Here is a 13,882-nt window from a genome sequence, read left to right on the forward strand (position 1 = left end):
TCACACCAGGTAACCGGAGGCGCTGACCGCGTCCTCGCTGTCGATGAGACGGGCCACCTTCAGACTGATCCGGTCGTTACCGTCGGAACCGAGGCTGATGGTGTGGGTGAGCTCGGCGCCGATCGTCGAGAAGGCATCGCGCTTGAACGCGTTGAGGATCTGCGCGGACCGCAGGATGACGGTGTCGTCGCTGACGTCCGACACGGTGAACCGCGAGATGACCCGGACCGTGCGGGCAGCGGCGACCGCCGACGGTGCGTAACCCTGCATCATCCGTTCGACGCGCAGGCGCCGCATCCGCTGGTCGTCGTACACCATGTTCAGCGACGAGTCGAAATCGTCGGTGTCGGGATCGATCGGGATGACGTAGTGCGCGTCATCGGTGTAGAGGGCCTCCCACGCCGGGTAGTCCTTGGCGTCGAGGAGTTCGGCTTCCTTCCACACGAGCGCGATCGCGCGCAGGACGCGCGGGTCGTTGAAACTGTGCAATTCAGTCATCGCTCATCATCTTCTTCCACATGGCGTAGGACTCACGCATCCCCGTCTCGTCGGTGACATGCGATGTGGGCCAACCCTCTTCGGTCGTGTACTCGCGGTTCTCCCCGCGGTTGACCAGGATCGGCATGTTCGGGTTGCCACCGGCGCCGATCTGGACGCGATCCCATCCCTCGGCGTCGTCGGGGCTGCCGAAGCCGAAGGGGCCCTGGAAGTGCTCGTGGATCCGCAAGCGCTCGCGGTTGATGCTCTCCGGCCCGCCGTCCATGCCGATCGCCATGTGCCACACCTCGGTCACGTCCACGCTGATCGGGATGAGGACCCGGAAGAACGACGACGACATGGCGATGTTCGGGAACATGTTGAGGTTGAACCCGCAGCCGTGCATCGAGCGCATGTAGCGACGGATGCGTTCGGGACTCTCCCCCGCCTCGGCGAGTTCGTCGACGAGATGCTGGAACCGCGGCTGCACCTCCTCGGAACCGTCGTCGATGTCGAGGTCCGCGTGCGCGGCCGCCATGATCGCGACGCTGTGACCGTTGCCGAGCGCGTGCGTCTCGGCGGCCGGATCGTCCATGAACGACATCATGTTCGCGGTCTCGGCGTCGACAGAGGCCATCCACGACTTGTGCACCATCGGGAAGTGGTAACCGTCGGTGGTGTTCTCGAGCTGGATCTTCCAGTTGCCCTTGAACCGGAACTTGTGACTGCCGAGGACCTTGGTGGGGAATCCGTTGGACTGCTTCAGGAATCGCTCCATCCAGATCTTCGCATCACCCAGGTGGTCTTCGAGCGGTTCGATCTCGGTGTTGAACGTCGCGAAGATCATGCCGAGATAGCTCTCGGTGCGCAGCTTCTGCAGGGGGAAGTCGTTCTTCTCGACGACGCCCTCGTAACCGTCCGGGTACGGGATGCCGCGCAGTCGACCGTCGAGGGTGTACGACCAGTTGTGGTACGGGCAGGTGAAGCCGTTGGCCTTGCCGCTGCGCTGGTCGCACACCGTCGCCCCGCGATGCCGGCACCGGTTGAGCAGGGTGTTGAAGTTGCCCTTGCGATCCCGTGTCACGATGACCGGTTGATCCCCGACCTGGGTGGTCTTGAACGAGCCCGCCTCGGGGACCTCGCTCTCGTGCGCGACCCACACCCAGGTGCGGTAGAAGATCTTGCGCATCTCCTCGGCGAAGATCTCGGGATCGGTGTACAGCTGACCGGCGACGCGGTCCTTCTCGGCGAGGTCCGCGAAGCCGCGGGTCGGCCGCTCGATGGTGGTCATCGATGTTCCTTCGTGTGTCGACCGCGCCGGGGCGCGGAGAGGGGCTGTCGGTGCGCGAGAGATCAGGAGGCGGTGCTCATGAGGGGACGTCGTCGCGGATGGTGAGGGCTCGTCCCATCCGCGCCTCGACCTTGAAGTACTTCCAGAGCGCATGTTCACCGACCATGATGGTGCGCAACAGGTTGCAGGCCGCCCGGACGGTCGGCTGGTCGCGCACGTCGGCGAGGACGTAGAACGTCCACGGCCAGCCGTCGGACGGGCCGACCATGTGGGCGTCGTCGTCGAAGGTCCCGATGATCTCGACACCGTCGAGGTTCTTCAGACTCGTGAGGAACTCCATCGTGGCCTCCCACACCGGACCGATGTCGGCCTTGGGCAGGTCGAAGAAGTTCTGATTGTTCCCGACACAGAACAGCGTGCGCAACGGTTCGTCGAACATGGGTGATGGTCTCCTCGCGGTCGTGACGTCTGGGCTGGATGACGGGTGGGTCAGGGAAAGCTGGGGATTCCGGCCTCGAGGCCGAGAAGCAGTGCACCGGCGGCCTCGTAGGTGTTGGTCTGCAGCATCGCGTGCTGCGCGGGCACCAACGCGTCCTGCAGGAACCGCTGCAGCGGATGGGTCTCGTAGATGGCCCCGGTGCCGGCGAGGTCGAACACCTGCAGCACGACGCTGCGCCCGACGTGCGCGGCGTGGGTGGCACTCAACCGCAACAGGGCCTGATCGTCGGTCGAGATGTGCTGTCCCGCGACGGCCTTGGCCCACACCCGGTCGGTGCTGTCGTAGAAGAACGCTCGCGCCGAACGCAATTCGGCCTCGGCGACCGCCAGGCCGCTCTTGTACGCCGGCCGGTTGCCCTTGCTGGCACCTCCGGTGATCGAGGTCCGCGCCGCGCCGACCTCGATCGCGTAGTCGAGGGCGCCCCGGGCCGCGCCGAGGGTCACCACCGCCAGCACCTGCGCGGCGTAGGCCAGCGCGGGGTACCGGGTCAGGGGTTCGTCGATCTGCGGAGCGCCGCCGCGCACGAAGGTCATCTCCTCGGGCACGAACACGCGGTCGGCGCGGATGGCATGGGAGCCGGTCGCCTTCATCCCGGCGACATCCCAGTTGTCGACGATCTCGACCTCGGCCGGATCGACCAGCGCGGTCAGCGGTTTGCCGCCGGTCTCGGGTCCGCCGGCCAGACCGATCCCGAGGAGGTCGGCGCCGCGACATCCGCTGGCGAACTGCCAGACCCCCGAGCACAGGTAGCCGCCGTCGACCCGCTGTGCCTCCTGCATGGGGAACAGCCCGCCCGCGTAGGCGACATCGGGACCGTGCGCGTAGATCTTCTGCTGGGTCTCGGCCGGCAGCGCGGCGAAGTAGACCAGCGACGATCCGAAACTGGACACCCACCCGGTGGCAGGGTCGACGGCGGAGATGCGTTCGACCAGCGACATGAAATCCGACGGTGCCATCGGCTCGCCACCGAACGCCGCCGGCGTCGAGGCCCGGTACATTCCGGCACGCTTCAGCAACGCGATGAAGTCGGCGGGCACGTAGCGCTGCGAGTTGAACTCGTCCCGACGATCCCGGAGCACGTCGAGCGCGTGGTCGAACGCGGCGTCGCGCGCCGCCCCCGCCGGTTCCGCACACACCCGTTCGGTCAGGCTCTCCGCGGTCATCATGTCTCCGTTCGGAATCGACTCTCGATCTCGAGTCCGACACTATGGACGCGGGACCCGACGCGGTATCGGGATTTCCCGCGCCGCGGGTAAGCAATTCCTTACTTGCGTGTCCTCACCTGCATGGCATCGTGGCGGGGGCGAAGACGAGAACTCGGCGAAGGTGAGGTGATGGCGATGTTCCCCGCCCGTCGGGACTTCGAGCAGATGATCCTGCACACCGGCACCGGCATCCTCATCCACGAGGCGAGTTCGAAGAACATCCTGTGGGCCAACCCGGCCGCGTGCCGGATCTTCGGGTTCACCCTGGAGGAACTCAAGCCCCTCAAGGCACACCACATGAGCGCCCAGGAGCGTCAGTACCGTCGCGAGGTCGGCGTGGCATGGCTCCAGTCCGCGGTGGTGCACGGGTCGAGCCGCAAACAGTGGAAGTACCGCGCCAAGGACGGCACCGAGTTCCTCACCGATGCCCGCGCGACCCTGGTGCGCTGCGAGGACGGGCCGGTCGTGATGGTCGAGTTCCGCAACATCTCCGACGAGGTCGAGTTGCAGGAAGAACTGACCTGGGTGTCGGAGTCGTTGCAGCGCATCATGACCCACACGTCGGCCGGGATCGTCGTGCTCGACGACGACAACTGCATCGACGACATCTCCCCACTGGCCGCCAAGCTGTTCGGCCGCACCCCCGCGGAGCTGTCGGGCGTCCATCTGGAAGACCTCGGCCGGTGTGAGCCCCGGCTGACCAGTGACCCCGTCGTCGAACGGCTGACGGACGGAGCGGGCTCGGTCGAGATCCAACAGGAGATCATCAAGGACGACGGCAGCACCGTGTGGCTGGCCGGCGAACTCGAGATCGTCGCCCACGACGGCATCTCCTCGCGGGTCCTGACCGTGCGCGACGTGACCGACCGCGTCGAATGGGAACGCCGCAACGCCTACCAGGAGGCCAACCTCCAATATCTGAGCCGTTACCACGCGATGGGTGACATGGCGATGATCCTGGCCCACGAGCTCGGTCAACCGCTCGCGGCGTCGACCAACTACCTGAGCGGGCTCAAGGCCCGCGTCTCCGCCGACACCGTCGACGCCCGCAGCCTCGCCTACGGCATCGACCAGATCGAGAAGCAACTCCACCGCGCCGCCGACATCGTGGCCTCCGTCCGCCGCTACGTACGACGCATCGAGAGCACCTCGACGCTCATGGATCTCAACGAGACCGTCGAGGAGAGCCTGTACTTCGTGCGACTACGCGCGGCCGAGCAGGGCGTACGCGTGTACGCCGAGATCCCCGACCGCGACCTGCCGATCCAGGGCGAGAACGTGCTCATCGGACAGGTCATCATCAACCTGTGCGTCAACGCACTCGACGAGATCGTCCGTCCGACAACCGAGGTGAAGGAACTGACGATCCAGACCGGCGAGTCCGACGGACTGGCCTCGGTGTGGATCCGTGACCAGGGACGCGGCATGACGGGCGCGCCCACCGATCGCCTCGCCTCCGGCGCGTTCTCGTCCAAGCAGGACGGTTCCGGAATCGGGCTCATCATCTCCGAGCACATCGTCGAGCGCCACGGCGGGACGATCCGGTACCTGCCGAACGAACCGTCGGGCACCACCGTCCAGGTGACTCTCCCCCTCGCGACGATCGCCGAGGACGGCGCCGGCCACTCCCCGGCTCCCGCGTCGCCGTTTCCGTCCCGCTGATTGAATCCAATCAGCGGGACGGAAACGAGGCCGCGCGAATTAGCCCCGGCTAGGCGTTCGCGTTGGCGAACGAGTCCAGGCTGCTCGTGGCGTCGATGTACTCGGTCACCCACCGCTCGATCACCGCAGAGGTCTTCTCGACCTTGCGGAACTGCCCGACCACCTGCCCGACCGGGTTGAAGGCGACGTCGATGCTCTCGTCGGGGTACTTGTGCGTCGCGGCCACCGCCATCCCGGAGACCATGTACTGCAACGGCATCCCCAGCGGATCGGGATTCTTCGGATCCTCCCAGGCCTCGGTCCAGTCGTTGCGCAGCATGCGGCACGGCTTGCCGGTGAACGATCGGCTCCGTACGGTGTCCCGGCTGGAGGCGTCGATGTAGGTCTGCTGCTGGACCGGGGTGTTCTCAGCCTCCTCGACCATCAGCCACTGCGATCCGGTCCACGCGCCCTGCGCCCCGAGGGCCAGCGCCGCCGCGATCTGCTCACCGCTGCCGATGCCACCGGCGGCCAGAACCGGAACCGGCGCAACCTCTTTGACGACCTGCGGCCAGAGCACGATGGAGCCGACCTCGCCGCAGTGACCGCCGCCCTCGCCGCCCTGGGCGATGATGATGTCGACACCCGCATCGGCGTGCTTGCGGGCCTGCTTCGGCGATCCGCACAGCGCGGCGACCTTGCGGCCGGCGGACTGGATCTTCTCGATCATGTCGGCGGGTGGCGTCCCGAGGGCGTTCGCGATCAGGGTGACCTTGGGGTGCTGGAGCGCGATCTCGACCTGCGGCGTGGCAGTGGCCTCGGTCCAACCGAGAAGCTGCAGGGAGTTGTCACTGTCCTCGTTGAGCGGCACGCCGTGGTCACGCAGGAGCTTGCGTCCGAAGTCGAGGGTCTCCGCCGGCACCATCGACTGCAACATCTTGGTGAGTTCCTCGCCCGACATGTTCGAGTCCATGCCCTCGTACTTGTTCGGGATGACGATGTCGACGCCGTAGGGACGGTCGCCGATGTGCTCGTCGATCCAGTTGAGCTCGATCTCGAGCTCCTCGGGGGTGAAGCCAACCGCGCCGAGCACTCCGAAACCGCCCGCCTTGCTCACCGCGACCACCACGTCCCGGCAGTGGGTGAACGCGAAGATCGGGAACTCGATACCGAGCTCGTCGCAGATCGGGGTGTGCATGGAGGACTCCTCGCCCGTCGGAAGAACAACCAAAATTAGAACGTGTTCTACTCTCAATACCAGGCGAGGCGGTCACGGACAAGCAATCGGGGAGAACTCGGGTCCCGGCGCCGGGAGCGAAGCGAGCGGGCCGAATCGACCCGGCGCCGGGAGCGAAGCGAGCGGGCCGAATCTAACCGGTCACTGCCCGTAGGGCTGCCTCGCCGTCTCCGGGCTGCCGTAGGTGATGGCGCGCTCCCGCCGAGTGTCGGTGAGCAGCGTTGCGCCCCACGTCATGACGGTCCCCATCCGGTTGCGGACACCCGCCAGGAAGGCGATGTGGATGACGCCCCAGGCCACCCAGCCGAGGAACCCCGACAGCTGGAGCGGGCCGGACTGGACGATCGCGTGGCGGCGGGCGATGTAGGCCGCGGTACCCAGATCGCGGTATCTGAACGGACTTCTTTCCTGTTGCCCTGCAACGGTTTCCGCGATCACCGCCCCGGCGTGCCGGCCGCCCTGCATCGCCACCTCGGCGACCCCGGGCAGGTCTCGGTAGGAACTCATGTCGCCGCAGACGAAGATGTCGGGATGGCCCGGGACCGAGAGATCGTCCTCGACCGGTATCCGCCCGCCGTGGTCCTGTTCGACACCCAGCGACCGGGCGAGTGTGGTGGCGAAGGGGACGGCCTCGACGCCCGTCGTCCACAGCGTCGTGCGCGCCGGGTAGACGTTCTTGGTCCCGTCGGCCTTGCGGGTCGTCTCGACGTGGTCCTCTCCGACCCCGGTGACGTGCACGCCGAGGTGGGTCTCGACGCCGAGGTTGTCGAGCGTGCGCTGGGCGCTGGCCGAGAGCCGCGTCGAGAACGACGGCAGCACGCGGTCGCCGCCGTGGAGCAGCAGCACCCGCGCCTGCGCCGGATCGATCGCGTCGAACTCGCGCTCGAGCGCCAGGGTCGCGACCTCCCGGATCTGTCCGGCGAGCTCGACGCCGGTCGGGCCGCCGCCCGCCACCGCGAAGGTGAGCCACGACCGCTGCTCCTCCGGGTCGGTGATCGTCTCGGCCATCTCGAACGCGGCCATGATCTTGCGGCGGATCGACAGCGCGTCATCGAGCGTCTTCATCCCGGGCGCGAACTCCGCGAACGTCTCGTTGCCGCGGTAGGCGGTGCGCATGCCGGCGCCGACCACGAGGTAGTCGTAGCCGAGACGGAACGACGACCCGTCGATGCGGTCGACCGTCAGCTCGTGACCCTCGACGTCGATGGCCGACGCCTCGCCGAGGACGACGTCGAGGTTCTTGTGCCGACGGGTCAGATGCCGAACCGGGCTGGAGATCGCGCCCTCGGACAACAGACCGGTGGCGCACTGGTACAGCAGCGGCTGGAACAGATGGCTGGTCCCGCGGTCGACGATGGTGACGTCGACCGGCTCGTTCTTGAGCCTGCGGGCGCAGTGCATACCCGCGAATCCGGCACCGATCACAACAACTCTGGGTCTCGAGGGGGCCATTCGACCGATTGTTCCAGACATTTCGCGGTTCTCGGCGGGTGTTTACCGCCTCTACGGACGGGTATGCCTCGCGACGTGGAAGCCAAAGTCTCCTTGACCGTGAACGGTGCCGAACACGACGTCGTCGTGGACACGCGAACAACACTGCTCGACGGTCTGCGTGACCGGCTGGGCATCTTCTCGCCCAAGAAGGGATGCGATCACGGCCAGTGCGGTTCGTGCACCGTGCTGGTCGACGGCAGGCGCATCGTCAGTTGCCTGTCCTTCGCCGTCTCCTACGAGGGCAGCGACATCGTCACCGCCGAGGGCCTGGGCGACGGTGACGAGCTACACGACATGCAGCAGGCGTTCATCGACGAGGACGCCTTCCAGTGCGGCTACTGCACACCCGGCCAGCTGTGCTCGGCGATCGGGATGCTCGACGAGGCGAAACAGGGGTATCCCAGCCACGTCACCGAGGACCTCGACCCGTCGTCGAGCGGCGACGCGAGTCCGCTGGCCGACGACGAGATCCGGGAACGGATGAGCGGCAACCTCTGCCGATGCGCGGCGTACCCGAACATCCTCGCGGCGATCCGACAGGCGGCCGATCGATGATCCCGTTCACCTACGAGCGTGCGACCGACGTCCTCGCCGCCGTGGACTTCCTGCGGGATCACGACGGCGCGAAGCTGATCGCCGGCGGCACCAACCTGGTCGACCACATGAAGCTGGGCGTCGCCGACCCGCCGGCGCTGCTCGACATCTCCCGCCTGCCGCTCGACGACATCACCGAACGCCCCGACGGCTCGCTCCGGCTCGGCGCCACCGCCCGCAACGCCGACACCGCCGCCCATCCCCTCGTCCGGCGCCGCTACCCCGTCCTGGCCCGCGCCCTGCTCTCGGGCGCCTCGCCGCAGTTGCGCAACCTCGCGACCAATGCGGGAAACCTGTTGCAGCGCACCAGATGCGTTTACTTCCAGGACGTCACGACCCCGTGCAACAAGCGGACGCCGGGCTCGGGCTGCTCGGCCGTCGGCGGATACACGCGGTATCACGCCATCCTGGGTGCATCCGAGACCTGCGTCGCGACCCACCCCTCCGACATGGCGGTGGCCCTCACCGCCCTCGACGCGCGCATCGTCGTGCAAGGCCCCGACGGCGAGCGCGTGGTGGACATCGGTGACTTCTACCGGCTCCCGGGTGAGCATCCCGAGCGCGACACGGTGCTCGAGCCGCACGATGTCATCGTGGCCATCGACGTGCCACCGCCCCTGCCGGACTCGTCGTCGACCTACCGCAAGGTGCGCGACCGTGCGTCGTACGCCTTCGCGCTCGTGTCCGTCGGGGCCGAGGTGAGCATGGACGGTGACGCCATCGGCGAAACGCGGATCGCGTTCGGCGGTGTCGCGCACAAGCCCTGGCGGGCCGCGCGGGCCGAAGAGGTGCTGCGTGGTCAGCGACCGTCGACCGAATTGTTCGCCGCGGCAGCCGATGCCGAACTCGGCGAGGCCCGTGCACTCGAGGGCAACGAGTTCAAGGTGCCCCTCGCCCGCCGCACCCTGATCGCCACCCTGCGGGAGCTGAGCACTCGATGACCGCGATCGGTACCTCCCACGCCCGCATCGACGGCGCCGACAAGGTGCGCGGCACCGCGCCGTATGCCTACGAGCACCTCACCGAGGCCGCGTACCTGTGGCCGATCACCGCGACCATCGCGCGCGGACGCATCACCGGATTCGACACGGCCGCAGCCGAATCGACGCCCGGTGTGCTGTACGTACTCACACCCGAGAATGCACCGGAACTGGCCGACACCTCCAGCGGCGACCTCACGATCCTGCAGTCGCCCGAAATCGCCTACCGCGGGCAGCTGATCGGCGCCGTCGTCGCGGAGAGTCCCGAGACGGCACGCGAAGCCGCCTCGGCGGTGACCGTCACCTACGACGAGGACGCCCACGACACCGAGTTCCGCGTCGATCACCCCGACAGCTACCGGCCCGAACAGGTCAACGGCGGGTTCGAGCCCACCTCACAGGACGGCGACCCCGATCGAATCCTGGACGAAGCGGCCAGTACCACCGGCGGGGACACGGTCACGGTCGACCAGTGGTACTCCACCCCGGAGGAGCACAACAACCCGATGGAGCCGCACACCGTGGTGGCCACCTGGGATGCGGATGCCGCTGTCCTCACGCTCTACGACTCGACCCAGTCGACCCAGGGCGTGGTGTCCTCGCTGGCGCCGGTGCTGGGTCTCGAACCCGAGCAGATGAGGGTGATGGCGCCGCACGTCGGCGGTGGATTCGGGTCGAAGGGCTCGCCGCACTCGCACGACGTGCTCGCGGCCATGGCGGCCATGCGCCTGCCCGGTCGTCCGGTGAAGTTCGCGGTGACCCGGCAGCACATGTTCGTCTACGTCGGACACCGCGCGCCCACCCGATCCCGTCTGCGGCTGGCCGCCGATCGGGACGGCCACATCACCGCGATGGTGCACGAGGCATTCACCCACAGCGCACACGCCGGGGAGTTCGCCGAGCAGGCCGCGGTCACCTCACGATCGATGTACTCGGCCGACCATCGGCGGACCGATCACCACGTCGTCCCCCTCGATGTCCCGGTCCCGTTCTGGATGCGTGCGCCCGGCGAGGCTCCGGGGATGTTCGCCGGCGAGGTCGCCATGGACGAGCTCGCACATGCCCTCGACCTCGATCCGATCGAGTTGCGTGTGCGCAACGAACCGCCCGAGGACCCCGAGACGGGCAACCCGTGGTCGTCGCGGCGGCTGCTCGACTGTCTCCGCGAGGGGGCCGGACGATTCGGCTGGGAGCGGCGTGTGGCGGAGCCGGCGGCCCGCCGGAACGGTCGGCAGCTGGTCGGCCTGGGGGTCGCGTCGTCGACCTATCCCCACATGGTGCAGCCGGGCAACGCGGCGTCGATCACCCATCGCGACGGCCGGTACACGGTCCGGATCGCCGCCACCGACATCGGCACCGGTGCGTGGACGACCCTGAAGATCATCGCCGCCGACGCGCTCGACGTACCCACCGACGTCGTCGACATCGAGATCGGCGACAGCGCGCTGCCCAGCGCGACCGTCGCCGGCGGTTCGTCGGGCACCTCGTCCTGGGGATCGGCCATCGTCACCGCCGCGCATCAGTTCCGTGCACGTTTCGGCGACGATCCGCCTCCGGACGCCGAACTCAGCGCGGAGGCGGCGGACAACCCCGATCTCGAGAAGTTCACCGTGGCCTCGTTCGGCGCGCACTTCGTCGAGGTCGGCGTCGACATCGACACCGGGGAGATCCGCATCCCGCGCATGCTCGGGGTGTTCTCCATCGGCCGCGCCATCAACCCGCGCACCGTCCGTTCGCAACTCATCGGCGGCATGACCTTCGGTATCTCGATGGCGTTGCATGAGGAGAGCGTCCGCGATCACCGGTTCGGACACGTGGTCACGCGGGATCTCGCCGAGTACCACATCCCCGTGCACGCCGACATCGCCGACGTCGACGCGATCTGCCTCGACGACCGCGACGAGCACGCCACCCCGATGGGTTCGCGCGGTGCGGGCGAGATCGGGATCGTCGGCAGTGCCGCCGCGGTGGTCAACGCGATCTACAACGCCACCGGGGTACGGGTCCGGAACCTGCCGGCGCACCTCGACGATCTGCTCGGCGGACTGCCCGACCAGTAGTCGCTGCCCCAGCGGTGCGGAGTCAGGCCGCGCCCGGATAGCTCGACCACCCCGGTACCGGCTGCTGGGCCGGCCACGGCTCGGTGTCGGCCATCGGCAGCCAATGCGGCATACCGTCCGGAGTCATTGCGGCGCACGCCTTCTGATCCGGGGTCGGCGTCGGATACAGGGCCGCGAAGTCGTAGCGGGAGGTGTACCAGCCGCCGAACACGTCGGCGCCGGGGGTCCGCTCGCCCCCGCGTGGTGCGGCCGCGGGATCGGTTCCCACGCGGCGGATGTCGATCTCCACCGGCCGCGGGGTGTCGTACCCGACGGTCCACTCGCCGTTCTGCTGCACCGACCGATACCCGTGACGGCACATCACGATTCGCGCCCAGCCGTTGTCGTCGACGCGGCGCAACCCCTGATAGAAGGCGGTGCCGACCTCGCGGCCCGAGGTCGACTGGATCGGGGGGTACGCCGTCACCATCTGGTCGATGTTCGACGGCGCGGCGTCGGCGAAACCGGGGTAGCCCCACCGCGCCGACCGTCCGGCGTTGGCGAGTTCGAAGGACTCGGTGAAGGCTCGGACGAAGGTGCCCTCGGCGGACTGTGGATCGAGGACACCGGTCGCGGTCCAGCGGAAGGTGGTGTCGAATCCGGGCGGCAGATGCGCGTCCTGCGCGGCGTGGGCCGGCGGTGTCCGCTCCGGTCCGTCGGGCCCGGTGGCGCATGCCGCGAGGCCGGCTCCCACGACGAGCGCGGCGAGAATCGCGGTGAGGCGTCGACGACGATCGTGCGCCACGGTGATCACCCGCTTCGACGAATAGCGCTCCGTTACCCGGCTATGTCTGCACCCTAGACATGGACGTCGTCCCACGTGGGATCACCGTGCACCGGAACGGCGACGAGAAGGTCTCGAAATGGGCACGCTGATCCCCGGTCAGGGCCGCTCGTCGGTGTCCACGCCGGGCGCCAGATCCCCGCACTCGACGCGGGTCACCGCCCGGGACCGGAGATACACCTGAGCACCCACGTCACCATCGACCACACGCAGAGCCGGTCCGAAATGGTCGGCACCGATGTACACCGGGTGCCCCGGACTGCCGTCGAAGACCGCTCGCGCGAGAAGTGCGCGGTCACCCGATGCCGCGCCCAGGACGCGGGCTACGACGTCGGCGCCCGTGGCCGGGGTGTCGACCACGTGCACCGTCAGCCCCGCCGCGTCCGGTCGTGCCATCGCCCACCGCAGGGCCGCCGCCACCGTGGCGCCGACGCCGTCGGCCCAGTCCTCGACGATCAGCGTCTCGGCACCGGCCGGTGGTTCGACGACCGCGGCGCCCATGGCGACCGTCACCTCGGAGCAACCGCCGTCGCGCAACGCCGCGACCGCCCGCTCGAGCCACCGGCCGTCGTGCGCGAGGATCTTCGGCATCCCGTACCTGGTCCCGGCTCCGGCGGCGAGTACCACACCGAGCACCCGTCCCGCGGGGTCGTCCGGGGGCGCTGTCCCGGTGACGTCGTCCATCGCCCCATCTTCCACGCGCCGTCAGCGACCACGCCTCCTAGGCTGGTCATCATGCGGCTCAACGAGATGGACGACGACGAAGCCCGTGCAGCGCTGCGCAGCTGTTGCGCATCGACGGCCTGGGTCGAGCGCATGATGCTCGCGCGGCCCTTCGGCGATGTACCCGCTGTGCTCGATGCCGCCGATCGAGCACTGGCCGAGATCAGCGAGGACGACCTCGACGAGGCGCTCGCCGGGCATCCGCGGATCGGCGACCGGCCCGACAACGCCTCGTCGGCGCGCGAACAGTCCGGGGTGGCGGGCTCGTCGGCCTCGGTGCTCGCCGAGCTGAGAGACGCCAATGTCGCCTACGAGGCGCGGTTCGGGCACGTCTACCTGGTCTTCGCGAACGGGCGGCCCGCCGACGAGCTGCTCGCCATCCTCCGGACGCGGATGACCAACGACGCCTCCACCGAACGCCGGGTACTGCGTGCGGAACTGGCGAAGATCAACCGCGCCCGCCTGCTCCGTATGCTGTCGACCGAGCACGCCGCCGACGAAGGGATTTCGAGATGACCGGTCTGTCCACGCACGTCCTCGACGCGGTGTCGGGTTCACCCGCCGTCGGCCTCGAGGTGTCCCTCCAGGATGCGTCGGGGACCGAATTGTCCAGCGGCAGCACTGATTCGGACGGTCGCATCACCGCAGTGAACACCGAGGCGCTCGTCCCCGGGATCTACCATCTCGTCTTCGACACCGGTAACTGGTTCGCCGACAACGACATCAAGGGTTTCTATCCCGAGATCGACGTCTGTTTCGAGATCGACGATCCCGGGCGACATCACCACGTACCGATCCTGTTGAGCCCCTTCGCCTACTCGACGTACCGGGGTAGCTGAACCGGCGGCGGGGCCAGGC

The 13,882-nt window shown here is 68.1% G+C and carries 14 protein-coding genes; 6 read left to right on the top strand and 8 right to left on the bottom strand.

All coding sequences use genetic code 11. The features are described from left to right. The 4 genes from Q9R39_RS05060 to Q9R39_RS05075 form a co-directional block, all read right to left on the bottom strand. On the bottom strand, positions 1 to 498 hold the full coding sequence (locus tag Q9R39_RS05060; RefSeq protein ID WP_055475081.1) for an aromatic-ring-hydroxylating dioxygenase subunit beta: 498 nt from the start codon (positions 496 to 498) through the stop codon (positions 1 to 3). Then, positions 491 to 1,768 (bottom strand): Rieske 2Fe-2S domain-containing protein, encoded by a 1,278-nt coding sequence (locus Q9R39_RS05065; RefSeq protein WP_055475082.1) that lies wholly within the window; start codon positions 1,766 to 1,768, stop codon positions 491 to 493. The genes Q9R39_RS05060 and Q9R39_RS05065 overlap by 8 nt, the downstream gene beginning before the upstream one ends. A gap of 76 nt (positions 1,769 to 1,844) precedes the next feature. Continuing rightward, positions 1,845 to 2,207, bottom strand: coding sequence for a hypothetical protein (locus Q9R39_RS05070; protein ID WP_058250620.1), 363 nt, complete (start codon positions 2,205 to 2,207; stop codon positions 1,845 to 1,847). 50 nt (positions 2,208 to 2,257) lie between these two features. Next, positions 2,258 to 3,433 carry an acyl-CoA dehydrogenase family protein gene (locus Q9R39_RS05075; RefSeq protein WP_055475084.1) on the bottom strand — a complete coding sequence of 392 codons (1,176 nt, stop codon included), beginning with the start codon at positions 3,431 to 3,433 and terminating at the stop codon, positions 2,258 to 2,260. A gap of 174 nt (positions 3,434 to 3,607) precedes the next feature. On the opposite strand from Q9R39_RS05075, the gene Q9R39_RS05080 reads away from it, so the two are divergent. Beyond that, positions 3,608 to 5,134, top strand: a complete 1,527-nt coding sequence (locus tag Q9R39_RS05080; protein WP_311277196.1) for a PAS domain S-box protein — start codon at positions 3,608 to 3,610, stop codon at positions 5,132 to 5,134. Positions 5,135 to 5,183: 49 nt separating this feature from the next. On the opposite strand, the gene Q9R39_RS05085 is transcribed toward Q9R39_RS05080, so the two are convergent. Continuing rightward, entirely contained in the window at positions 5,184 to 6,311 is a 1,128-nt protein-coding gene (locus tag Q9R39_RS05085; RefSeq protein ID WP_055475085.1) for a nitronate monooxygenase, read from the bottom strand. 180 nt (positions 6,312 to 6,491) lie between these two features. Further along, positions 6,492 to 7,802 carry an NAD(P)/FAD-dependent oxidoreductase gene (locus Q9R39_RS05090; RefSeq protein ID WP_055475086.1) on the bottom strand — a complete coding sequence of 437 codons (1,311 nt, stop codon included), beginning with the start codon at positions 7,800 to 7,802 and terminating at the stop codon, positions 6,492 to 6,494. 75 nt (positions 7,803 to 7,877) lie between these two features. On the opposite strand from Q9R39_RS05090, the gene Q9R39_RS05095 reads away from it, so the two are divergent. From Q9R39_RS05095 to Q9R39_RS05105, 3 genes are read left to right on the top strand one after another with little or no spacing between them, the layout of a single operon-like run. After that, complete coding sequence (locus Q9R39_RS05095; RefSeq protein ID WP_055475121.1) at positions 7,878 to 8,399, top strand: 2Fe-2S iron-sulfur cluster-binding protein; 522 nt, start codon at positions 7,878 to 7,880, stop codon at positions 8,397 to 8,399. Next, on the top strand, positions 8,396 to 9,379 hold the full coding sequence (locus Q9R39_RS05100) for a xanthine dehydrogenase family protein subunit M (protein ID WP_311277165.1): 984 nt from the start codon (positions 8,396 to 8,398) through the stop codon (positions 9,377 to 9,379). The genes Q9R39_RS05095 and Q9R39_RS05100 overlap by 4 nt, the downstream gene beginning before the upstream one ends. After that, the gene (locus tag Q9R39_RS05105) at positions 9,376 to 11,478 is read left to right on the top strand and encodes a xanthine dehydrogenase family protein molybdopterin-binding subunit (protein ID WP_311277166.1); all 2,103 of its coding nucleotides are present in this window, start codon (positions 9,376 to 9,378) and stop codon (positions 11,476 to 11,478) included. The genes Q9R39_RS05100 and Q9R39_RS05105 overlap by 4 nt, the downstream gene beginning before the upstream one ends. 22 nt (positions 11,479 to 11,500) lie before the next feature. Here Q9R39_RS05105 and Q9R39_RS05110 read toward each other — a convergent pair whose 3' ends face one another. Together Q9R39_RS05110 and Q9R39_RS05115 are read right to left on the bottom strand one after the other, a co-directional pair. Next, positions 11,501 to 12,271 (bottom strand): hypothetical protein, encoded by a 771-nt coding sequence (locus Q9R39_RS05110; RefSeq protein ID WP_078112046.1) that lies wholly within the window; start codon positions 12,269 to 12,271, stop codon positions 11,501 to 11,503. A gap of 129 nt (positions 12,272 to 12,400) precedes the next feature. Then, positions 12,401 to 12,985 carry an NTP transferase domain-containing protein gene (locus Q9R39_RS05115; protein ID WP_078112047.1) on the bottom strand — a complete coding sequence of 195 codons (585 nt, stop codon included), beginning with the start codon at positions 12,983 to 12,985 and terminating at the stop codon, positions 12,401 to 12,403. A gap of 51 nt (positions 12,986 to 13,036) precedes the next feature. Here Q9R39_RS05115 and uraD point away from each other — a divergent pair, with 51 nt between their 5' ends. Together uraD and uraH are read left to right on the top strand one after the other, a co-directional pair. Then, positions 13,037 to 13,540 carry a 2-oxo-4-hydroxy-4-carboxy-5-ureidoimidazoline decarboxylase gene (gene uraD / locus Q9R39_RS05120; protein WP_247451852.1) on the top strand — a complete coding sequence of 168 codons (504 nt, stop codon included), beginning with the start codon at positions 13,037 to 13,039 and terminating at the stop codon, positions 13,538 to 13,540. Continuing rightward, positions 13,537 to 13,863 carry a hydroxyisourate hydrolase gene (gene uraH / locus Q9R39_RS05125; protein ID WP_055475092.1) on the top strand — a complete coding sequence of 109 codons (327 nt, stop codon included), beginning with the start codon at positions 13,537 to 13,539 and terminating at the stop codon, positions 13,861 to 13,863. The genes uraD and uraH overlap by 4 nt, the downstream gene beginning before the upstream one ends. Positions 13,864 to 13,882 lie beyond the last annotated feature (19 nt).

This window comes from Gordonia sp. AC31 (genome assembly GCF_031844505.1).
GTDB lineage: Bacteria > Actinomycetota > Actinomycetes > Mycobacteriales > Mycobacteriaceae > Gordonia > Gordonia hongkongensis.